Below are 21,757 nucleotides of genomic sequence, written 5' to 3'. Positions count from 1 at the left end.
TCTCCCCCCCCCCCCCCCCCCCGCCCACCCCCCCCCCCCCCCCCCCCCCCCCCCCCCCCCCCCCCCCCCCCCCCACGGCGGGTGTCACTTGTTGGCGCAGACGTTGCCGACGGCCGGGTTCAACAGTCCGATGATGTTGATGGTGTTGCCGCACACGTTGGCCTGGACGTTGATCGGTACCTGGATGACGTTGCCGGACAGGACGCCGGGGCTGTTCGCGGCCACGCCGACGGTGGTCGGGCCGCCGTCGGAGGCGACGGCGCCGGCCGTACCGGCCAGGACAAGGGCTGCTGTGATGACGGTCGTGGTGGCCAAGCTGCGAAGACGCATGTTCTGCCTCACTGGTTGAGCGTCGGGACGCCTCCATCTCACCCGGAGCGCGCCCCGTCCGCCCGCGCTGGTACGCCGTTCGGACAGCCCCTGCCCGGCGTTCCCTCGTCCGGCCGCTCAGGCGGCGGACGGGAACCGTTCCCAGACCCGGTGCGCGCCCAGCAGCCGGGTGATCTCCTGGAGCACTCCGGTGGCGGTGTCCCCGGCGATCACCCCAGGTGCGTCCAGCGGGATCCCGGCCGCCTCCAGGGCCGCCTCGCCGCCCTTGGCCGCGCCGATGGCCTTGCCGTGCCGGAACGCCTCGCCCAGCAGCAGCCCCACGCGGGGGTCGAGGGCGGCGGGCGCGGCGGTGGGCTGGCCGGCCTTGGCGTCGCGGGCGCCGTAGGCGTCGGCGCCCACGCCCGGGGTGCCCGCCACCAGCACCGCGTCGAACTCCACGGAGCGCGCGGTGGCGTAGGTCCGCTGGACGGTCAGGGCGCCGTCGCCGTCACCGAGGGTGCCGCCGACGGGGGCGACGATCAGCGGGACCATGCCGCCGTCGAGGACCGCCTGGCGCACGGCCCGTACGCCGTCGAGGTCGCCGTCGGGTCCGGTGAGGATGCCGATGATCCGGCCGTCGGTGGGCCAGGTGTGCCCGACCTGGGAGAGGGCGGGGCTGGGCTCGACGTCGGCGAGGGGCACGGTGGGTTCCGGCGCGGGCAGGCCGAGGCCGGCCGCGACGCCCGCGCACAGCTCCGGGTCGATGTTGGCCAGGACCTGCAACGCCCGTTCCCGGATGGCCACTTCGTAGCACTTGCCGAGTTCGAAGGTGTAGGCCCCGATGATGTGCTCGCGCTCGGGCGGGCTCATGCTCAGCCAGAACCGGCGCGGCTGGCTGAAGTGGTCGCTGAACGATTCGGGCGCCTCGCGGACCTTGGTCGCCTCGGGGACGCGTACGGGGGTCTCGATGTACGCGCCGAGGTCGGCGCCCGCGGTGAACGGGCAGCCCCCGTCGAGCGAGTTGGGCCGGTAGGGCGCCACGCCCCGGTGCACGGCCGTCTGGTGGAAGCCGTCGCGGAGCATGTCGTTGACGGGCGCGTGCGGCCGGTTGATCGGGATCTGCGCGAAGTTGGGGCCGGCCAGGCGGGTGATCTGGGTGTCCAGATAGGAGAAGAGCCGGCCCGCGAGCAGCGGGTCGTCGGTGATGTCGATGCCGGGGACGAGATGGCCGACGTGGAAGGCGACCTGCTCGGTCTCGGCGAAGAAGTTCGACGGGTTGCGGTCGAGGGTGAGCAGCCCGATCGGCTGCACGGGGGCCAGTTCCTCGGGGACGATGTTGGTCGGGTCCAGCAGGTCGATGCCCTCGAAGGTCTGGTCGGGGGTGTCGGGGAAGGTCTGGATGCCGAACTCCCACTGGGGGTAGGCGCCCGCCTCGATGGCGTCGGCGAGGTCCCGGCGGTGGAAGTCGGGGTCGACGCCGTTGATGATCTGGGCCTCCTCCCACACCAGGGAGTGCACGCCCAGCTTCGGCTTCCAGTGGAACTTCACCAGTGTGGTCTCGCCGGCGGCGTTGACCAGGCGGAAGGTGTGGACGCCGAAGCCCTCCATCGTGCGGTACGAACGGGGGATGCCCCGGTCGGACATGTTCCACAGGGTGTGGTGGGCGGCCTCGGTGTGCAGGGTGACGAAGTCCCAGAAGGTGTCGTGGGCACTCTGCGCCTGCGGGATCTCCCGGTCGGGGTGCGGCTTGCCGGCGTGGATGACGTCCGGGAACTTGATGGCGTCCTGGATGAAGAAGACCGGGATGTTGTTGCCCACCAGGTCGAAGACGCCCTCGCTGGTGTAGAACTTGGTCGCGAAGCCCCGGGTGTCGCGGACGGTGTCGGAGGAGCCCCGCGAGCCGAGCACGGTGGAGAAGCGGACGAACACCGGTGTCTCGACGTCCTCGGCGAGGAACGCCGCCTTCGTCACGTTCGCCGCGGTGCCGTAGCTGCGGAACACCCCGTGCGCCCCGGCGCCGCGGGCGTGGACCACGCGCTCCGGGATGCGCTCGTGGTCGAAGTGCATCACCTTCTCCCGCAGGTGGTGGTCCTGCAGGAGCACCGGGCCGCGGGGCCCGGCCTTGAGGGAGTGGTCGGTGTCGTACAGCCGGGTGCCCTGGGCGGTGGTCAGATAGCTGCCGCTCTGTGCCATCCGCGCCTGGTCGGCGCCGGTCGGCTGGCCGGTCGGGGAGACGGTGTCGGGGCCGGTCTGGTCGGGCTTGGGCGGGAACGGCTCATGGGGGGTGGTCGGCTCGGCGACCGGCGGGGACTGCGGTCCCGGCTTGCCCGGGATGCCGTCCTCGGGGCCCTTGGGCCCTCCCTGGAGGGCGTCCGCCACCTTGTCCGCGGCTCGCTTCAGGGGGTTCGTCTCGCTCATCTGTGGCAATTCCTTCGCTGGTCAGGGGGCGGGCCGGGCAGGGACGAGCGGGTGTCCGATGCGCGGTGGCCACGCCGGGGGCATGCGGCCGGCACCTGGGTCTGCGCCGGGTGGGTCCCGGGTGGCGGGAGCCGACGGCGGCCTCGTACCGGGGTCCCCGGGCCGGGGCGTCCGAAACCGGGAACTCGGGGAGTTCCCGGTCGGGGTGAAGTCGGGCCGTCTCCTATCGAGTTGCCGGGAAGGCGGGCCCGCCGGACGCGCCGGTCCGGCCCGGGGGCCGCCGGCCGGGCCACGGCCCCCTGCCGCGGACGTCCGACATCGGCAGGGCCGGCTTCTTGACCCGGTGCGGGCCGCCGGTGCCCGGCCGCCCGCATCCGCCACCCTAGGCGCTGACACGGCGCGGCGCAGTTCGGAAGGCGTGTGGCCCGGCCGGTCAGGAACGGGCGACGACACGCAGGGTGTCCAGGGAGGAGTCCGCCGCGTCCGGCACGAGGAAACCGTGGGCGATACCGCTGCGCAGATAGTCGACGATCTCCGCGGTGACGACCTCTCCGGGTGCCACGACCGGTACGCCCGGCGGATAGGGGCTGAGCGTCTCGGCGGCGATCCGGCCCACGGCCCGTTCGGCGGGCACCTGTTCGGCGGGGCCGAAGAAGGCGTCCCGGGGCAGGATCGCCTGCTCCAGTTCCAGGGCGCGCGGCTCGGGCAGGTGCACGGCCGGCCGCCGCTCGATGGTGTCGGCGTGCTCCACCAGGGAACGCACGGATTCCACCAGGAGTTTCTCCGTCTGGTCGTCGTCGGAATGGGTGATGGAGGCGGTGATCCGGCAGGTGTCCGAGCCGCCCATGTCGACGTGGTGGTTCGCGCGCAGCCACTCGGTCGCCTGCATGCCGCTGATGCCGAGGTCCCGCACGTCGACGACGATCTTCAGCGGGTCGAACTCGGCGGCCAGTCCCTGGTCGATGATCTCGCCGCCCATCACCCGCAGCCCGGGCAGCTCCCGGAGCCGGGCGCGGACGCGTTCGGCGCGGTGCAGGGCCGCGTCGAGCAGGCCGTGGCCCTGTTCGACCATCTGCCGGCGCCAGCCGTCGAGGGTGGCGTAGACCAGGCTGGAGGCGCTGGTGGTGCCGAGGAGGTCCTCGCGCTGCTTGAGCACGACGGGCGAGATGCGGTCGCCCTGGAGGTGGAAGACGGAACTCTGCTCGATGGCGCCGCCCATCTTGTGGACGCTGGTGAGGACCAGGTCGGCGCCCGCGTTCATGCCCCACACGGGCAGGTCCGGGTGGAAGGGCAGGTGGGCGCCCCACGCCTCGTCCACGATGAGGGGCACGTCGGCGGCGTGGCAGATGTCGGCGACCGCGCGCACGTCGGCGCAGGTGCCCCAGTCGGTGGGGGTGATCAGCAGCATGCCCTTGGCGTCCGGGTGCTCGCGCAGCCGGTCGCGCACGTCGTCGGCCTCCGGCGGATGGGCCATGTGCCGTTCGCCGTCGAACTTCGGGTGCACCCAGACGGGTTCCACCCCGTTGATGATCACCGCGGCGATGACCGACTTGTGGGCGTTGCGGGACAGCAGCAGTTTCTCCCCCGGCCCGGCGACGGCGAGCATCGCGGTCTTGACCGACAGGGAGCTGCCGCAGGTGGAGAAGAACGCCTGGTCGGCGCCGACCGCATCGGCCATCAGCTCCTGCGCCTGCTCCAGCACGCCCTGGGACTGACGGCGGTCGTCCAGCCCGTTGAGGCTGAGCACGTCGGAACGGAACACGTCCATCCCGAGGATGTCGGCCACCCGCGGATCGGCGCCACGTCCCTGCTTGTGCCCGGGCGGCCCGAACACCACGTCCCCTCGTCGCCGGAACTCCTGCAGAGCCTCCAGCACGGGTACGCGGGAGTGGTCCATGGCTGCCTCCTGAGCTGTTCGGTGCCGCACCCCCCGTGTTGCACCACGGGGGCGGCCCAAACCCGCCCGCCCGGTGTCGGGGGCCGTCCGGGTGGAACCCGGACCGGCACGGAGCACACCCGCCGCACCGAGGAGGTCTCGTGTCGCTGTATCACCGGATCGGGGAAGAGGTCGCACGGCGTGCCGACGCGCTGTGGTCCGTGGCGTCGACGCTGCACGCGGACCCGGAGACCGCGTTCGCCGAGCACCGGGCGGCGGCACTGCTGACGGGCGAGCTGGAGGGCGCGGGCTTCGAGGTGCGGCGCGGGGCGGCGGGGCTGCCGACGGCCTTCACGGCCCGCTCGGGCCGGGGCCGGCCGGTGGTGGCGTTCCCGCTGGAGTACGACGCGCTGCCCGGGCTCGGCCACGCCTGCGGGCACAACCTGATCGCGGCGGCCGGCCTCGGGGCCGCCCTGGTCCTGAACGCCGTGCGGGACGGCGCCGAGGGCACGGTACTGGCGGTGGGCACACCTGCCGAGGAGGGCGGCGGCGGCAAGGCGCTGGAGGTGGAGGCGGGCGTCTTCGACGGGGTGGACGCGGCCCTGATGTTCCACCCGGGGGTGTACGACTGGGTGCGGGCCCCGCTGACCGCGCAGGAGCAGTACCGGGTCGCCTTCCGGGGCCGGGCCGCGCACCCGACGGGCAATCCGACCGAGGGCATCGACGCGCTGGCGGCGCTGATCGAGCTGTTCAACGTCCTGTCGGCGCTCGGCCGGCGGCTGCCGGAGGGCTCGCACGTGCAGGGCATCATCACGCACGGCGGTACGGCCACGAACATCGTCCCGGAGTTCGCGGAGGGCCGGTTCGGGCTGCGGGCGCTGACGACGGCCGCCCTGGACGAGCTGGCGGAGCGGCTGGCCACGGCCGCCGAGGGGGTGGCGCGGGCGACCGGCACGACCGTGACGGTGGAGCGGGCGAGCGTGCGCTACGAGCACTTCCGGGACAGTTCACCGCTGTCCGAGCGGTTCGCCGGGCATCTGGACCGGGCCGGGATCGCCCTCGCCCCGCCCGCTCCCGGCGTCTATCTGGGTTCCTCCGACATCGGCAACGTCAGCGGCCGGGTGCCCGCCATCCACCCCTTCGTCGCGATCATGGACGCGGGGGGTTCGGACCACACGCCGGAGTTCGCCGAGGCCGCGGTCTCGCAGCGGGCGCGCCGGGTGCTCCTCGCCGTGGTGGAGGCGCTGGCCTGCACGGCGGCGGACGTCCTGGGCGACGCGGCCTTGCGGGACCGGGCCCGGGCGGAACTGCGCCAGGCCGGGGAATGAGGCCTGGCGCGTCCGGCGGGCGGTGCCGTACGGGTCCTACGGGAAGGACGTCACCTTGGACGGGACGGTGTCCGTGCCCGAGGTCGGGGCGCCGGTGCCGTTGACGACGTGGGCGTACTGGCCCTTGCCGCCGAGGGAGATCACCAGCAGGTCGTGCATCTTGATCCCCGCGGTGACGGGCACCTGGAAGCCGTGGGTCTGGACGATCGACGGATCGGCCGTGAAGTTGCAGTAGCTGCCCAGGCCCCAGGCCTCGTGGGTGGTGACGGAGTCGGCGACCTTGTAGGCCGCGTAGCCGACGATGCCGTCGTGGGTGACGGCGGCGGCGTTCGGGACGTCGTACGCCTTCTCGTTCTGGAAGAAGATCGTCCGGCCGCGTTCCCCGCTCCAGTAGACGTCGTACTTGTTGAAGTGCTCCACGAACAGGCCGGTGGCCAGGACGTCGTCGCCGTTGACGCGCAGGCCGTAGTCGGCGCGGTTGGTGTCCCAGCCGACGCCGCTGCCGTGGTCGGCACGCCAGATCCAGGTGTGGTCGACGATGACGTCGTCGCTGTCGACGACGACGGAGTTGGTGGCGAGTCCGGGTCCGGCGCCGCCGATGCGGATGAACACGTCCTGCATGGTGGTGGGGTTCGCCGAGTGGTCGGCGGCGGCGCCGGGGGTGCCGATGCGCAGCAGCGTGTCGGAGTTGACCGGGCCCGCGTCGATCAGGAACCCGGCGAGCCGGACGCCGTCGACGTCGGCGACGTGCATCGCGTCGACGCCGTTGTCCGGGACGAGGGTGGCGAGGCCGAGGCCGAGGACTACGGTGTCGGGGCGGGTGACGTCGAGGGTCTGGTCGAGGTGGTAGACGCCGGGGGTGAACAGGAGGTTGAGGCCCTGGGCGAGGGCCGCGTTGATGGTCGCGGCGGTGGCACCGGGCTTGACGACGTAGAACCGGTCCAGCGGGAGCGAGGTGCCGGCGTTCGCGGGCCAGGACACCCCCCGGGCGGCGGTGCGCTTGGCGGGGACGAACACCTTGTAGGCGGAGCCGTCCAGGTAGAGGAAGGGCTTCTCGCGGGAGACCGGGGTGGTGTCCAGGGTGGTGTACGGGCCGCTGTCGAAGTTGGTGGCGGGGGCGCCCTGGACACCGGAGAAGGTCATGTTCCACACGCCGTTGGTCCAGCCGCCGACCGAGCTGTCGCGGGTGTACCACTGCTGCTGGGAGTAGGGGCCCACCGTGCCGTCGACCTTGGAGTCGGCGATGTAGCCGCCGGAGGCCCAGCCGTAGCCGTTGGGCGCCAGGTTGAGGCCGCCCTTGACGTGGATGCGGCGGAAGGGCGCGGCCTGGGCGACCGCCCAGCGGTCGGTGCCGTTGGACGGGGTGATCGCGAGGTTCTCCGCCGAACGCCAGAAGTTCTGCGTGGCGTTGCCGTTGAACCAGCCGGCGTCGACCGTGACGTCCCCGTTGATCTGGGTGTCGTCGGGGTTCAGGCCGAGTCCGGAGATCGAGGTGTAGAAGCCGAGCTGGGCGTTGATGCCGTTGTAGGTGCCGGGCTTCAGCAGGAACTGGTAGCGGCCGGTGCCGAACTGGGCCGATTCCTGCCGGGCGAAGACGTCGTCGAACTTCTGCTGGAGGTTCGGGGTGGAGGGGTCGACGACGATGACGTTCGGGCCGAGGTCGCCGCCGCCCTGGACCGGCGGCACGCCGCTGGTGCCGGTGTGCACGGCGACCTCCCACAGCGAGTAGCCGTAGCCGGTGCCGCGCGCGGTGCCGTAGATCCGCACGTACCGGCCGGAGCCGCTGACGTCGTAGGAGGCCGTGCCGCCGGCCGCGCCGGTGACGGACTTGAGGGTGCTCCAGTTCTGGCCGTCGGCGGATGCCTGGATCTGGAAGTCCTTGCCGTAGGCGGCCTCCCAGTTCAGGTCGACCTTGCACAGGTCCTTGACGGCGCCGAGGTCGACCTGGAGCCACTGCGGGTCGGCGGCCCGGCTGGACCAGCGGGTGGCGGTGTCACCGTCGAAGGCGGCGGAGGCGGGGGTGCCGGCGTTCTCGGTGGAGGAGGCGGTGGCGGTCCTGCCCTTGGCCGCGTTGCCGCTGTCGCAGCCGCTCTGGCCGGCGTCGGCGCTGCCGAACACCTGGAACTCCCACAGGGAGTAGCCGTACTGGGTGGCCCGGTGCACGCCGAGCATCCGGACGTAGCGGCCCCGGCCGGAGACGTCGAGGGTGTCGGCGCCTCCGTCGGAGCCGGTGACGGACTTCAGGTCGGTCCAGGTCTTGGCGTCCCCGGAGATCTGGACCTTGTAGTCCTTGCCGTAGGCGGCCTCCCAGGCGAGTTCCACCCGGGTGACCGAGGCGGTGGCGCCCAGGTCGACCTGGAGCCACTGGTCGTCGCCGGCGGCCGAGGACCACCGGGTGCCGGTGTCGCCGTCGACGGCCTTGCCGGCCGCGGTGCCGGCGTTCTCCTCGGACGACGCGGTGGCCGTCCTCCCCTGGGACAGGGGTGTTTCGGCCGCGGTGGCCGAGGGGTGGGTGGCGGGCAGGGCGGTCAGCGCGGCCGTTGCGGCCAGCGCGACACCCAGGGATCTCCATCTCATACGGCGGCTCCAGACGTGGCGGGAATCGACTCACCGATCCCACGGCTTAGTTCAGGTTTTGATTTAAGGGATGAATCAAGCCGTCCACAAGCCTTCGGACACCACGTCCTTGCGGAGCCGCTCCGCCGGCCCGCCGTGCCGCTAGGCGCGGGAGGGGGTGAACGACAGGGTCTGTTCGGTGGCCGTGCGGCCGTCGCCGAGGGAGCCGCGGGGGGCGGTCCAGGTGCGCTGCGCGGTGGTCTCGGCGAGCCGGCCGGGGGTCGCGGACAGGCCGAGGACGAGCCCGCTGTAGCGGTTGACCAGACGGTGGGTGCCGGGCGCGGAGGAGTTCGCGATCACGAACCACTGCTGTCCGACGGCCGGCCCGCCGGCCGGGACGGCGGTCACCGTCGGCAATGCTCCCCAGGCCCGGCCCGCCGTCCGCGCGGAGTCGACGCCCAGCAGGCGGCCGGTCGCCGCGTTGGCGATGGTGAAGGCACCGTCCCCGGTCGGGGTGAAGGACCACGACTCGCGGGCGGACCCGGTGGGCCGGGCGAGGGAGGTGACGGCGGAGCCGCCGGACTCCTGGGCGAGGATCCGGCCGGTGCCGGCGGCGATGCGGTACCGGCGGCCGGGATCCACCGGCGGGGCGGCCGGGGTGGCGGGGTCCACGGTGATGTCGGCGTACTCGCCGGCGGAGCCGTGGGAGCAGCCGAAGGAGCAGTAGGCGCGGAAGGTCCGGCCGAGGACGGCGGAGCCGGTGCGGCTCGCGGGATCGAGGAACCAGCGGTACCAGGAGGCGGTGGTGTAGTCGCCGGTGTCGCCGATGAGCCGCCACCGCTGGGTGGCCAGATCGTCGGTGGCGTACAGGTACTGCGGTGCGCCGCCGCTCTGGTCGACGGCCTGCGGGGTGCCGATGTACCGGCCGAGGTGGGCGTCGTAGGCGATGTTCATCACGAACAGCGGGGACGTCGGGGGCATCTCGCCCGCCGCGATCTGCTCGGCGGCGGTGCCGGCGTTGGCCGGGTCGTACTCGTCGGCGGCGGGGGTGTGGCCGGTCGGGTGTTCCGCGTCGACGGGGACGATGTTGCTCTCCCGGCCGCCCGTGCCGGGCTCGGACCAGGTGCCGTCGTACCACTTGCGCCAGGAGCCGGGGGCCATCTTCGCGGCGATCGGGGCGCGGGCCACGTGCTCGTGGAACGCCTTCCAGCCACCGTTCTTGTCGACGATCCGCGAGCCGTAGAAGACGTAGAAGTACCCGGAGGCCGTGTCGGCGAACAGGCGCTGGTCCCCGTCGCCGTAGGAGTACGTCTCGTGCGGGAAGGCCGTCGTGTCGCCGCGCCGGGTGCTGTACGGCGAGGTGAGCACGTGGTCCTTGATGGTCCAGGTGCGGCCCCGGTCGGTGGAGACGGCGTAGTCGACGGCGTCGTAGTGCAGTCCGTCGCCGAAGGGGCGCGGGGTGAACTCGTTGTGCACCAGGCCGTACCAGTCGCCGGTGTCGGGGTCGATCCACACCCCGGACAGGTCGCAGTAGTTCTTCCGCGCGTAGCCGGAGCCGCTCGGCGCGTACGTCGCCTCCCGCCCCGTGGGGCTGTTGTCGCAGCGCCAGGTGGTGTCGTCGTTGCGGTCGGCGGGGTTGGCCGGGTCGGCCGCCTCGCTGAGGGTCCGGTCGAGGACGGCGGTGTCGAAGTCCCTGCCGGTGTAGAAGTCCCAGACCCGGGGGTCGTCGGCGCCGTACAGCGCGGCGGACTGCTGGTAGTGGAAGGTGCCGTCGCGGTCGGTGAACGGGGTGGCGGGGGTGTCGGTGGGGTGGGGGAAGGGCACCGGGGTGCCCACGGTCACGGTGTGGCGGGCGTCGGCGGGGGAGGCGGTGCCGGTGCCCAGGACCAGGGCGACGGCGGCGGCCACGGCGCCGCCCGCTCGGATCGACAGTCGCACGGTAGCTCCTAGTTGGCTGAGGGCCGGGATCCACGGAACGATCCGGCCCCCGCGCCGCCCCGGCAATGGACTCCCGGCGTCCGCCTCTTGCACTTTCGCGCGCCGGCGCCCGCGTTCCCGCGTCCGGTTCGGGCGGTGTCGCGGACAGCGCGGTGTCTCGGGCGAGTCGGCGAGGACGCCTCCCCGGTGCCGGTGGCCGAGAGGGGCCGGTCCCGAACCCGGGGGCCCCGTCCGGGCGCCGCACCGCTGTGGGCGGCCGGGACCACGGCGTGCGCGGTGCGCGCGCAGCCCGCCGCCGGACGGGCGCCCGCCCGCACCCGGAGCGCGCGCCGCGTGCCACCGGACCGCGTCGGGCAGCCCCGCGAAACGGTCCGAAGGCGCGCGCCGGCAGGTCCGTGCACCGGCACGCCCCTCGTGCGGAGGGTGATCGTGCCGGTGGAGTGGGTACGTCCCGGCCATGCGGGTGAGTGTGGTGGACGCGGGGTCGAACACGGTGCGGTTGGTTGTCGCGGACGTGGAGGGGGGTGTGCCGCTGCCGGTGCACACGGTCAAGTGGAAGCTGCGCCTGTCCGAACACCTCGGTCCGGACGGGACGATCGCCGACGAGGCGGTGCGGCGGCTGGTGGAGGCGGTGGACGCCGCGAGCGCCACGGCCCGCCGCTGGCAGGCGGCGGGTCCGCTGGCCTTCGCGACCACGGTCGTCCGCACCGCCCCGAACCGGCAGGAGGTGCTGCACCGGGTGGCGGCCGGGACCGGGGTGCGCATGTGCACCCTGCCCGGGGAGACGGAGGCCGAGCTGACCTTCCTGGCGGCCCGCCGCTGGCTGGGCTGGAAGGCGGGCCCGCTGGCACTGCTCGACATCGGCGGCGGCTCGCTGGAGGTGGCCTTCGGGCGGGGCCGGATGCCGGGCTTCGTGGCGTCCCTGCCGCTCGGCGCGGGCCGGCTGACCCGGGAGTACCTGGCCGCGCAGGACCCGCCGGAGCCGGGCGAGCTGAAGGAGCTGCGCCGCCGGGTCCGGCACGAACTGCGGGACGTGGCCGCGCGGATCCGCTGGGAGCGTCCGCGCACCGCCGCCGTCACCTCCCGCACCTTCCAGCAGCTGGCCCGGCTGTGCGGTGCGCCGCCGGGGCGCCACGGCCCGTTCGTGGAGCGGGAACTGGCCTGCCGGGACCTGGGCGAGGCGGTGCGTGCGCTGGCCGCGCTGCCCGCCGCCGAGCGGGCCCGGCTCCCGGGGATCTCCGCGCCGCGCGCCGCGCAGAGCCTGGCCGGGGCGGTGGTGGGGCACACGGCGCTGAAGCTGATGGGCCTCACCCGGGCCGTGGTCTGCCCCTGGGCGATCCGGGAGGGCGTGCTGCTGCGCTATGCCGAGGACGGCGCCGACTGGTGGACGGACGCCACCGCCGGCGGCGGCGCCGCCGACGCCGTCGCGCCGGCGGTCCTGCGCGTCGCGGGCCCGCCGGCCTGACGGCCGGGCCCGGCGGCCGGGTTCAGGAGGTGTGCTTCAGGCGGGGCATGCAGCCGAACCAGTTCACCGTGTCCTTGTCGGTGGTGTAGCCCAGGCACCGGATGCTCCGGTCGTGCAGGGTGGCGGTCCGCTCGACGCCCCCGTCCACGTAGTCGTTCTTGTGGTGGGGCTCGACGAGGGTGTCGAAGGCGACGGTGTACCAGCGGTGGTCCTGGTCCGGCACGCTGCAGTGACGGGCGGTCACGTTACGGCTGGGCCCTTCACTCCATATGGGGCGTTCGGCGCGGTCGCAGTGGGCGCGCTCGCCGGCCTCGGCGGTGCCGGCGCCGGTGCCGAGCAGGGCGGCGGCGCCCGTGGCCACCGCCGCGCCGGTGCCGAGCAGGCGCTTGAGTGTGGGGTTCATCGTGTGGTCCTCCTGCCGGCCGCGGTGACGGCCGGGATCGCTGGGTCACCTTCCTGTGATCGTCACACCGGCCCGCGGGTCCGGCCCGCCGGCCGTCGGCCCACTCCCCCGACCCGGTGACCGGGGTCCCGCCAATGCAGCAGAGCGCCCCCCTCCGGCCGGTGCTCCGTCGCGCCCGGAACCGTGACACGACCCGCTATTGACATGTACCTGTATCTACCCCGAGGCTTCGTGCGTGAAGTTGCTCGAATGATGCTTGTTTCAAGCGTTTCCGAGCAATCCAGCCAGGACAGTCAATCCGCAAAGGTGCGAGGGGAGCTGTTCCGCCGTGCGAAGACTCCGACATCGTGTGCCGTGGCCCGCCTGGGTTCCGCTGGGGCTGGCGACCGCCCTGGCCGCGACCGTGCTGGCCGGCCCCGCGCCCGCCGAGGCCGCCCCCGCCGGATCCGGCGCCGTACTGGACCCGGCCCACGGCAGTGCCGGCTGGCGGAGCCCGGTCTACGCCAAGGGCACCGGCGGCGGCCCCGAGAAGTGCCCCGCCGCGGCCGACGACCCCGGGAACACGGTCTGCCACCGTTTCGACCTCACCGTCTCGGTGCCGGACGGCTACTGGGACGACAGCCCCGAGGGCGGCGTCCCGCTGTCCATCACCTGGGAGCGCCCCTCGGACGACTTCGACCTGTACGTCTTTGACGACCACGGCAGGCAGGTGGCCTCCGGCGCGGGCACCGCCGACCCCGAGGCCACGGTCATCCCGCGGGCGTCGGGGACGTACCACGTGCTCGTGGTGCCGTACGACGTGCACGACAACTCCTTCACCGGCAGCGCCTACCTGCCCGCGACCACGGACGCCGGCGACCTCACGTCCTTCTCGGGCGGAAACGGCCGGTACACCATCAGGGCCGGACGGCTGACGGCGCGGGCGGACTTCCTGAGGGGCGGTCAGCTCAGGCTCCAGGCCGACCCGTCCGGCGCGCCGAGCGATCCGGCCGGCACCGCCATCGTGCGGCACCGGCCCGCCCCGGACCGGAACACGTCGTCCTTCGACGCGGGCGACTACTACGGCATCCGGTCCCCGAAGGCCGTGCTGCGCGTGTACAAGAGACCGCTGCGGTTCGGGCTGTACCGGTCCGACAACCGCACCCGGATCTGGCAGGAGGACAGGCCGCTGCGCTGGTCGACCGGCGGGATGCGGCAGAGCCTTGCGCGCGGCGCGGACGAGCAGTTCTTCGGCGGCGGCGAGCAGAACGGCGGCTTCTCCCACCGCGGCCGGACCGTGCACGTCGCCAACAGCTTCGACTGGAACGAGGGGGGCTACAACAACTCCCAGCCGTTCTACCTCTCCAGCGCGGGCTACGGCGTCTTCCGCAACACCTTCGCGCCGGGCGTGTACACCTTCGGCGCGCCGGTGACCACCGGCCAGCAGGAACGCCGCTTCGACGCCTACTACTTCCTCGGCGACGCCAAGCAAGTGATCGGCAAGTACACGGCGCTGGTGGGCCGGCCCTTCATGCCCCCGGTGTACGGCCTGGAACCGGGCGACTCCGACTGCTACCTGCACAACGCCAACCGGGGCGAGCGGCACACCCTGGACGCGCTGAAGGTCGCCGACGGCTACACCGAGCACCACATGCCGCTCGGCTGGATGCTGGTCAACGACGGGTACGGCTGCGGCTACGAGAACCTGGAGCAGACCGCCAAGGGCCTCGAAAACCATCACGCCCGGCTCGGCCTGTGGACCGAGAACGGCATCGACAAGCTCGCCGACCAGGTCAGGGCCGGCCAGCGGGTGGCCAAGCTGGACGTGGCCTGGGTCGGCAACGGCTACAAGTTCGCGCTGGACGCCTGCGACGCGGCGAAGAAGGGGATCGAGGACAACAGCGACGCCCGCGGCTTCGTGTGGCTGCCGGTGTCCTGGGCGGGCGCCCAGCGCTGCGGGGTGCTGTGGAGCGGCGACCAGAAGCTGTCCTGGGACTACATCCGCTGGCAGATCCCGACGTACGCCGGGGCGACGATGTCCGGCATCGCCTACAACACCGGTGACGTGGGCAGCATCTACCGCCACGACGCGAAGATGTACGCCCGCGACCTCCAGTGGAAGGCGTTCCTGCCCGCCATCATGACGATGGACGGCTGGGCGAGCGACCTCACCACCGGCAAGCCCGCCGACCAGCAGCCGTGGCGGGACGGCGAGCCGTACACCTCCGTCAACCGCAAGTACCTCCAGCTGAAGGAGCGGCTGCTGCCGTACACGTACACCCTGTCCGCCGAGGCGGCGAAGACGGGCGTGGGCGCGGTGCGGCCGCTGTGGCTGGAGTACCCGGACGACCCGGCCACCCTGGGTCCCGCGGCGAAGTACGAGTTCCTGTCCGGCCGGGACTTCCTCGTCGCGCCGGTGTACGAGGACTCCGACACCCGGGACGGCATCTATCTGCCGAAGGGCACCTGGACCGACTACTGGACCGGGCGCACCTATCGGGGCCCGGTCACGCTCGACGGCTACCACGCCCCGCTGGACACCCTGCCGCTGTTCGTGCGCGAGGGCGCGATCGTCCCCATGTGGCCGAAGGGCACGACCAGTTGGCAGACCCGCGACCGGCACGAGCTGGACTGGGACCTGTACCCGGCCGCGCACGGCACCAGCCACTACACGCTCTACGAGGACGACGGCGTGACCCGGGACTTCGCCCGGGGCGCGGCGGCCACGCAGCGGGTGTCGGTGCGCGCCGGCGCCCGGGACACGACCGTGACCGTCGGCGCGAGCGAAGGTGACTACGCGGGCAAGGCGGACGCCCGGGCGTACCGGTTCACGGTGCACGGCGGCACGGCGCCCGCGCGGGTGCTGCTCGACGGCCGCACCCTCCCGGACGGCGCCTGGTCGTACGACCCCGCCACCCGGGTCACGACCGTGACCACGGCCCGGCTGCCGCTCGACCGCGGCTTCGCGCTGCGCCTGGCGGGCGGGAGGTAGGGGGACCGCGCCGGCCCCCGGAGGGCGGGGCGCCCCGCTCGGGACCCCCGCCCTCCGGGGGCACCCGTGCGAGGGGGCCCGGGAGGGCGGGGGCGCTGCCGGGACCTCGGTTCGCCGACGTGTCCGGGGCCGGCCGCCGGCCGCTCGGCGGATGCCGTGGCACGTGGTCCGACCTGCGCGACTGGTGCGAACGGCCGGACGGTCGTAGCGTCGGGGTCACGCGTTCGGACCAAGCACGACCGGGAGCGGCGATGCGCGCATCAGTGGTGGGAACGACGGTCACCCTGGCGGCGGGAGCCCTGCTGACAGCGGCGATGACGACGGCCTCGGCCGACGGGCCGGACACCGCGTCGCCGCCGCGCCACTCCGGCACGGCGCGGCCCGTCCTGGTCGACTGCCTGTGGCAGCGCACCGTACGCCCCATCGACTTCATCCTGGCCTGCGGCGACGGCAACAGCCGGCTCACCGGACTGCGCTGGTCCGAGTGGAGCCCGGACGGGGCGACCGCGGTGGGGGTGAACGTGGTCAACGACTGCAAGCCGTATTGCGCGGCCGGCACCTTCCACGCCTACCCGGTGACCGTGCGGCTCGAGCGCTCCGAGCCGTGGAAGGAGCACCCGGGCGTCGCGCACTACACCCGGATGAGCCTCACCTACCCCGGTGACCGTCCGGAGGGCTTCCAGCAGGTCATGACCTACCCGCTCTGGGACTGACGGCCCGCCTCCGGGCGCCCCTCGGCGCGGTCACGGCCGGATGCCGCCCGGGTGTGCCTCGTACGGTGCGCCCCGGTGGTCCGCGCGGGCGATCCCGCGGCCCCGGCTCCCGCCACCGGCGGCCCGTCCACCCCCATGTTGGTGTGGCCCCGCACGCCGGCGCCCCGCGCGCCGCCCGAAAAGAGGTCACATGCCCCGACGCCCCCGTCTGACAGGTGCCGCCACGGCCGCGCTCGCGCTCGGCCTGGTCGCCGCCGCGCCCGCCACCGGGACCGAGCCGCCCGTCGGCGACGCGCGTGTCGTCGCCCGCTTCGACCCGGCCGCCGGACGGACGCCCGAGAACATCGCGCTGGAACCCGACGGCTCCGCCGACCTCACCTTCGCCCACGCCCGCACGGTCGCCCACGTCGCCCTCGACGGGACCGCCACCACCCGTGCCACGCTGCCCGCGGTGACCGCCCCGGCCACCCCGCTGGTGCGCGGGGCCGTCGTCACCGGCCTCGCCCGCGCGCACGACGGCACGCTGTACGTCAACTACGCCACCGGCACGCGCGCGACCGGCGTCTGGCGCCTCTCCCCCGGCAGCGCCCCGGTGCAGATCGCCGCGCTGCCGCCCGACGGGTTCCCCAACGGCCTGGCCCTCGACGAGCGCCGGGGCGTGCTCTACGCCGCCGACTCGGTGCGCGGCACCGTCTGGCGCGTTGCCGCGTCGGGCGGCCGGGCCACCGCCTGGGCCCGCCGGGCCGAGCTGCGGCCGTCCCGCGCCGGCGGCTACGGCGCCAACGGCCTCAAGATCCACCGCGGCGCCGTGTGGGTGTCGAACACCGACCGGGGGACGCTCCTGCGCGTCCCCGTGCGCGAGGACGGGTCCGCCGGGGCACCGGAGACCCTGGCGCGCGGGCTCGCCGGGATCGACGACTTCACCTTCCCCGGCGCCGGCCGCACCGCCCTGGCCGCGCTGAACGGCGGCAACCAGGTGGTGCTGGTGCGGCGCGACGGCAGCCGCACCGTCGTCCTCACCGAGGCGGACGGGCTGGCCGGCCCGACCTCCGTCGCCGTACGCGGCCGCGCGGTGTACGTGCCCAGCGCCGCCTACCGGACCGGGCGCGGGGCGAACCTGCTGGTGGCCCGGTTGCGGTACCACTTCGGCCGGCTGTAGCCGGGCCGCGCGCCCGCCGGGGCCGGCGCGAGTGCCGGCCCCGGCGGGCGCGGCGCGTCAGGCGATCTCCACCAGCAGGTCGCCGCCCTCCACCTGCTGGATCCGGGTGATGGCGAGGCGGGAGACGCGGCCCGCCTTCGGGGCGGTGATCGTGGCCTCCATCTTCATCGCCTCGATGGTGGCGACCGTGGCGCCGGCCTCGATCTCGTCGCCCTCGGCGACGGCCAGGGTCACCACACCGGCGAAGGGCGCCGCCACGTGCCCCGGATCGCCGCGGTCGGCCTTCTGCGTCGCCGGGACGTCGGAGGCGGCGGCCCGGTCGCGCACCTGGATGGGCCGCAGCTGGCCGTTGAGCGTCGACATCACGGTGCGCATGCCGCGCTCGTCGGCCTCGCCGATCGCCTGCAGCTCGATCAGCAGCCGGACGCCGGGCTCCAGGTCGACCGCGTACTCCTTGGCCGGGCGCAGGCCGTAGAAGAACGCCTTGCTGTCCAGCACGCTGGTGTCGCCGTAGCTCTGCCGGTGGGTGTCGAACTCCCGGGCCGGGCCGGGGAACAGCAGCCGGTTCAGGGTGGCCCGCCGGTCCTTGGCCAGCCCCTCGTGGTCCTCGGCGGACAGCTCGGGCGCGGGCCTGGGCGCCGCCCGGCCCTGGAGCGCCTTGGTGCGGAACGGCTCCGGCCAGCCGCCGGGCGGGGTGCCCAGCTCACCGCGCAGGAAGCCGATCACCGAGTCCGGGATGTCGAACGTGCCGGGGTCCGCCTCGAAGTCCTCCGGCGAGACGCCGGCGCCCACCAGGTGCAGGGCGAGGTCGCCGACGACCTTGGAGGACGGGGTGACCTTGACCAGGCGGCCGAGGATGCGGTCGGCGGCGGCGTACATCGCCTCGATGTCCTCGAAGCGGTCGCCGAGGCCCAGCGCGACGGCCTGGGTGCGCAGGTTGGACAGCTGGCCGCCGGGGATCTCGTGGTGGTAGACACGGCCGGTCGGCGAGGCGAGGCCCGCCTCGAACGGGGCGTAGATCCTGCGGACGCCCTCCCAGTACGGCTCCAGGTCGCCGACCGCCTGGAGGTCGAGCCCGGTGGGCCGCTCGGAGTGGTCGGTCGCGGCGACGATCGCGGACAGCGACGGCTGCGAGGTGGTCCCGGCCATGGAGGCCACCGCCCCGTCGACCGCGTCCGCGCCCGCCTGGATCGCGGCCAGGTAGGTGGCGAGCTGGCCGCCCGCGGTGTCGTGCGTGTGCAGATGCACCGGCAGGCCGAACTCGCGGCGCAGCGCCGAGACCAGCTTCGCGGCGGCCGGGGCGCGCAGCAGGCCCGCCATGTCCTTGATCGCGAGGACGTGGGCGCCCGCCTCGACGATCTGCTCGGCCAGGCGCAGGTAGTAGTCCAGGGTGTACAGGCGCTCCGCCGGATCGCCGAGGTCGGCGGTGTAGCAGAGGGCCACCTCGGCGATCGCGGTGCCCGTCTCCCGTACGGCGTCGATGGCGGGACGCATCTGGCCGACGTCGTTGAGGGCGTCGAAGATGCGGAAGATGTCGATGCCGGTGGCGGCGGCCTCCTGCACGAAGGCGTCGGTGACCTCGGTCGGGTACGGGGTGTAGCCGACGGTGTTGCGGCCGCGCAGCAGCATCTGGAGGCAGATGTTGGGCACCGCCTCGCGCAGCGCGGCCAGCCGCTCCCAGGGGTCCTCGGCGAGGAAGCGCAGCGCCACGTCGTAGGTGGCGCCGCCCCAGCACTCCAGGGAGAGCAGCCCCGGCAGGGTGCGGGCGACGACCGGGGCGACGGCGAGGAGGTCCTTGGTGCGCACCCGGGTGGCGAGCAGGGACTGGTGGGCGTCGCGGAAGGTGGTGTCGGTGACGCCGAGGGTCGGCGACGCGCGCAGGTGCCGGGCGAAGCCCTCCGGGCCGAGGTCCACGAGGAGCTGACGGGATCCGGCGGGCGGCTCCCCGGCGGGCAGCGGCGGCAGCTTGGTCACCGGGTCGGGCAGCTCGGGCCGCTCGCCGTGCGGCTTGTTGACGGTGACGTCGGCGAGGTAGGTGAGCAGCTTGGTGCCGCGGTCGGCGGAGTGCCGGGAGGTCAGCAGGTGCGGGCGCTGCTCGATGAAGGCGGTGGTGACCCGGCCCGCCCGGAAGTCGGGGTCGTCCAGGACCGCCTGGAGGAAGGGGATGTTGGTGGCCACACCGCGGATGCGGAACTCGGCGACCGCGCGCCGGGCCCGGCCGACGGCGGCCTGGAAGTCGCGGCCCCGGCAGGTGAGCTTGACCAGCATCGAGTCGAAGTGCGCGCTGATCTCCGTACCGGCGTGGGTGGTGCCGCCGTCGAGCCGGATGCCGGAGCCGCCCGGGGAGCGGTAGGCGCTGATCCGGCCGGTGTCGGGGCGGAAGCCGTTGGCGGGGTCCTCGGTGGTGATCCGGCACTGGAGGGCGGCGCCGCGCAGGGTGACCGTGTCCTGGGAGAGGCCGAGGTCGGCGAGGGTCTCGCCGGCGGCGATGCGCAGCTGGGCCTGGACCAGGTCGACGTCGGTGACCTCCTCGGTCACGGTGTGCTCGACCTGGATGCGCGGGTTCATCTCGATGAACACGTGGTTGCCGGCGCGGTCGAGCAGGAACTCCACCGTGCCGGCGTTGCGGTAGCCGATCTCGCGGGCGAAGCGGACGGCGTCGGCGCAGATCCGGTCGCGCAGGCCCGGGTCGAGGCCCGGCGCGGGGGCCAGCTCGATGACCTTCTGGTGGCGGCGCTGCACCGAGCAGTCGCGTTCGAAGAGGTGGATGACGTTGCCCTCGCCGTCGGCGAGGATCTGCACCTCGATGTGGCGGGGCTCGACGACGGCCTTCTCCAGGAAGACGGTCGGGTCGCCGAAGGCGGAGGCGGCCTCGCGGGAGGCCGCCTCGATGGACTCGCGCAGCCGGGCCGGGTCCTCGACACGGCGCATGCCGCGCCCGCCGCCGCCGGCGACCGCCTTGACGAAGACGGGGAAGCCGATCTCCCCGGCGGCGCGCACGAGCTCGTCCACGTCGGTGGAGGGCGGGCAGGAGCCGAGGACCGGCACGCCGGCCGCGCGGGCGGCGGCGACCGCGCGGGCCTTGTTGCCGGTCAGTTCCAGGGTGGCCGCGTCGGGACCGACGAAGGTGATGCCCGCCCGTTCGCAGGCGCGGGCCAGCTCGGGGTTCTCGGACAGGAAGCCGTAGCCCGGGTAGACGGCGTCGGCGCCCGCCCGGCGGGCCGCGGCCACGATCTCCTCGACGGAGAGGTAGGCCCGTACCGGGTGTCCCGGCTCCCCGATCTCGTAGGCCTCGTCGGCCTTCAGCCGGTGCAGCGAGTTGCGGTCCTCGTGCGGGAACACGGCGACGGTGCGCGCGCCGAGTTCGTAGCCCGCCCGGAACGCGCGGATCGCGATCTCCCCACGGTTGGCGACCAGCACCTTGCGGAACATCATGGATTCCCTTCAGCTGCCTGTCGGCGACGAACACCCCGGCCTCGGCCCGGCCCGCCGTACTCGCGGGCCACCCTAGGGGCTGCCCGCACGGGCCGATGTGCGAAAACCATCACACCGACGGGGTGGCCGGCGCCACAGGGGCGCGCCGCGCGGCCGTCACCGGCACAGGTGGTCCCGCCGGGCCTGACGTGCGTGCGGGTACGGGCGCGGCGGGGGCGGGCCGTGCGGGCCCGGGGCGGGGGCGGAAGCGGGGGCCGCCGGGGTGGCGGGCCCGGGCCGCTCCGGGCGGCCCGCGGGGCTCGCGGCGGTGGGTCCCGGGAACCGCGGGACCGCGAGGCGGCGCAGCCGGGCCCGTACGGCCGTGCGCAGCCGCTCGCCCCGGCCGTGCGGCAGGGCGAGGACGATCGCCGCGGCCACGGCGATCAGGTGCTCGCGGCCCGCCAGGTTGGGCACGGCGACGGACTCCCACACCATCGAGCCGCCGGTGAGGACGAACACCACGGGGGCGCGCCGGACCACCGCGAGATAGGTGAACAGGCCGACCACGGCCGCCGAGGGGCCGGTGTCGAGCACCCGACCTGCCTCGGGCGGCAGTCCGAGCCCCCACCAGCCGGGGCCCAGGGCGACCATGAGGCGGGCGGTGAGGGTGCCGGCCAGGGTGGTGGTGTAGGCGATCAGCAGGGTCCGGGCCCGGCCCAGGGTCAGTTCGGCGAGGGCGAAGGCCAGGAACAGCTGGGTGATGCCCGCCCACACCGGCAGGTCGAGCGCCGGGACGTACAGCGACACGGGGGTGCGCAGCAGGGACAGCCACAGCGGCAGGTCGGCCTGGACGCCGCCGAGCCGCCGTACCCACACCGCCCCGGCGGGGTGCTGGGCGATGTCGTGGCAGAGGACGACGCCGCAGGCCGCGACGAACGCGAGGAGCAGTCCGGACAGCCCGCGCCGCGCGAGCCGCCGTACCGGGTCGACGACGATGCCGTGCCACTCGGTCGCCAGCGCCCGCCCGGTGCGCCGGACCAGGCGCGCGAACGGGGACGCGGAGGGGCTCCACCGGGTGTGTCCTTCTTCGATCACCGGGGACAGTCCAGCGACCCGGCACACGGGTCGTCAAGTCGCATAAGAGTGGCAAGTCCCACCGTGGGAATCAGGAGCCGGACGCAACCTTCGCCCCCTTTGTTCCGTCCCC

At 74.0% G+C, this 21,757-nt stretch carries 13 protein-coding genes; 5 read left to right on the top strand and 8 right to left on the bottom strand.

Annotated features, from left to right (window positions below; translation table 11 throughout):
* Positions 1–84: 84 nt before the first annotated feature.
* The 3 genes from ACZ63H_RS29870 to ACZ63H_RS29860 all read right to left on the bottom strand — a co-directional run bounded on the left by ACZ63H_RS29870 (position 85) and on the right by ACZ63H_RS29860 (position 4,624).
* Positions 85–330, bottom strand: a complete 246-nt coding sequence (locus tag ACZ63H_RS29870) for a chaplin (RefSeq protein ID WP_469870346.1) — start codon at positions 328–330, stop codon at positions 85–87.
* Positions 331–447: 117 nt separating this feature from the next.
* Positions 448–2,727 carry a catalase gene (locus ACZ63H_RS29865; RefSeq protein ID WP_469870344.1) on the bottom strand — a complete coding sequence of 760 codons (2,280 nt, stop codon included), beginning with the start codon at positions 2,725–2,727 and terminating at the stop codon, positions 448–450.
* Between the two features lie 433 nt (positions 2,728–3,160).
* Positions 3,161–4,624, bottom strand: a complete 1,464-nt coding sequence (locus ACZ63H_RS29860; protein WP_469870342.1) for an aminotransferase class I/II-fold pyridoxal phosphate-dependent enzyme — start codon at positions 4,622–4,624, stop codon at positions 3,161–3,163.
* 140 nt (positions 4,625–4,764) lie between these two features.
* Here ACZ63H_RS29860 and ACZ63H_RS29855 point away from each other — a divergent pair, with 140 nt between their 5' ends.
* The gene (locus tag ACZ63H_RS29855) at positions 4,765–5,931 is read left to right on the top strand and encodes an amidohydrolase (RefSeq protein WP_469870340.1); all 1,167 of its coding nucleotides are present in this window, start codon (positions 4,765–4,767) and stop codon (positions 5,929–5,931) included.
* Between the two features lie 36 nt (positions 5,932–5,967).
* On the opposite strand, the gene ACZ63H_RS29850 is transcribed toward ACZ63H_RS29855, so the two are convergent.
* Both ACZ63H_RS29850 and ACZ63H_RS29845 read right to left on the bottom strand, forming a co-directional pair.
* On the bottom strand, positions 5,968–8,508 hold the full coding sequence (locus tag ACZ63H_RS29850; protein WP_469870338.1) for a discoidin domain-containing protein: 2,541 nt from the start codon (positions 8,506–8,508) through the stop codon (positions 5,968–5,970).
* 141 nt (positions 8,509–8,649) lie between these two features.
* Positions 8,650–10,425, bottom strand: a complete 1,776-nt coding sequence (locus tag ACZ63H_RS29845; protein ID WP_469870336.1) for an RICIN domain-containing protein — start codon at positions 10,423–10,425, stop codon at positions 8,650–8,652.
* A 457-nt stretch (positions 10,426–10,882) separates the two neighbouring features.
* On the opposite strand from ACZ63H_RS29845, the gene ACZ63H_RS29840 reads away from it, so the two are divergent.
* Positions 10,883–11,890, top strand: a complete 1,008-nt coding sequence (locus tag ACZ63H_RS29840; RefSeq protein ID WP_469870334.1) for a Ppx/GppA family phosphatase — start codon at positions 10,883–10,885, stop codon at positions 11,888–11,890.
* 22 nt (positions 11,891–11,912) lie between these two features.
* Here the strand turns inward: ACZ63H_RS29840 and ACZ63H_RS29835 are convergent, their stop codons facing one another.
* A complete protein-coding gene (locus tag ACZ63H_RS29835; protein WP_469870332.1) occupies positions 11,913–12,293 on the bottom strand; it encodes a hypothetical protein in 381 nt (126 codons plus the stop codon).
* A 799-nt stretch (positions 12,294–13,092) separates the two neighbouring features.
* Between ACZ63H_RS29835 and ACZ63H_RS29830 the strand changes: the two genes are divergently transcribed.
* The 3 genes from ACZ63H_RS29830 to ACZ63H_RS29820 all read left to right on the top strand — a co-directional run bounded on the left by ACZ63H_RS29830 (position 13,093) and on the right by ACZ63H_RS29820 (position 17,136).
* Complete coding sequence (locus ACZ63H_RS29830; protein WP_469870354.1) at positions 13,093–15,264, top strand: glycoside hydrolase family 31 protein; 2,172 nt, start codon at positions 13,093–13,095, stop codon at positions 15,262–15,264.
* A 251-nt stretch (positions 15,265–15,515) separates the two neighbouring features.
* Positions 15,516–15,977, top strand: coding sequence for a hypothetical protein (locus ACZ63H_RS29825; RefSeq protein ID WP_469870330.1), 462 nt, complete (start codon positions 15,516–15,518; stop codon positions 15,975–15,977).
* 190 nt (positions 15,978–16,167) lie between these two features.
* Positions 16,168–17,136: an SMP-30/gluconolactonase/LRE family protein gene (locus ACZ63H_RS29820; RefSeq protein WP_469870328.1), complete on the top strand. Its 969-nt coding sequence runs from the start codon at positions 16,168–16,170 to the stop codon at positions 17,134–17,136.
* Between the two features lie 57 nt (positions 17,137–17,193).
* On the opposite strand, the gene ACZ63H_RS29815 is transcribed toward ACZ63H_RS29820, so the two are convergent.
* Together ACZ63H_RS29815 and ACZ63H_RS29810 are read right to left on the bottom strand one after the other, a co-directional pair.
* The gene (locus ACZ63H_RS29815) at positions 17,194–20,568 is read right to left on the bottom strand and encodes a pyruvate carboxylase (protein ID WP_469870352.1); all 3,375 of its coding nucleotides are present in this window, start codon (positions 20,566–20,568) and stop codon (positions 17,194–17,196) included.
* Positions 20,569–20,727: 159 nt separating this feature from the next.
* The gene (locus ACZ63H_RS29810; protein WP_469870326.1) at positions 20,728–21,645 is read right to left on the bottom strand and encodes a hypothetical protein; all 918 of its coding nucleotides are present in this window, start codon (positions 21,643–21,645) and stop codon (positions 20,728–20,730) included.
* Positions 21,646–21,757 lie beyond the last annotated feature (112 nt).

This window comes from Streptomyces sp. NPDC104831 (assembly GCF_055583025.1).
Note: the sequence above shows the minus strand (reverse complement) of the source record. Positions and strands in the feature narration are given on the sequence as shown.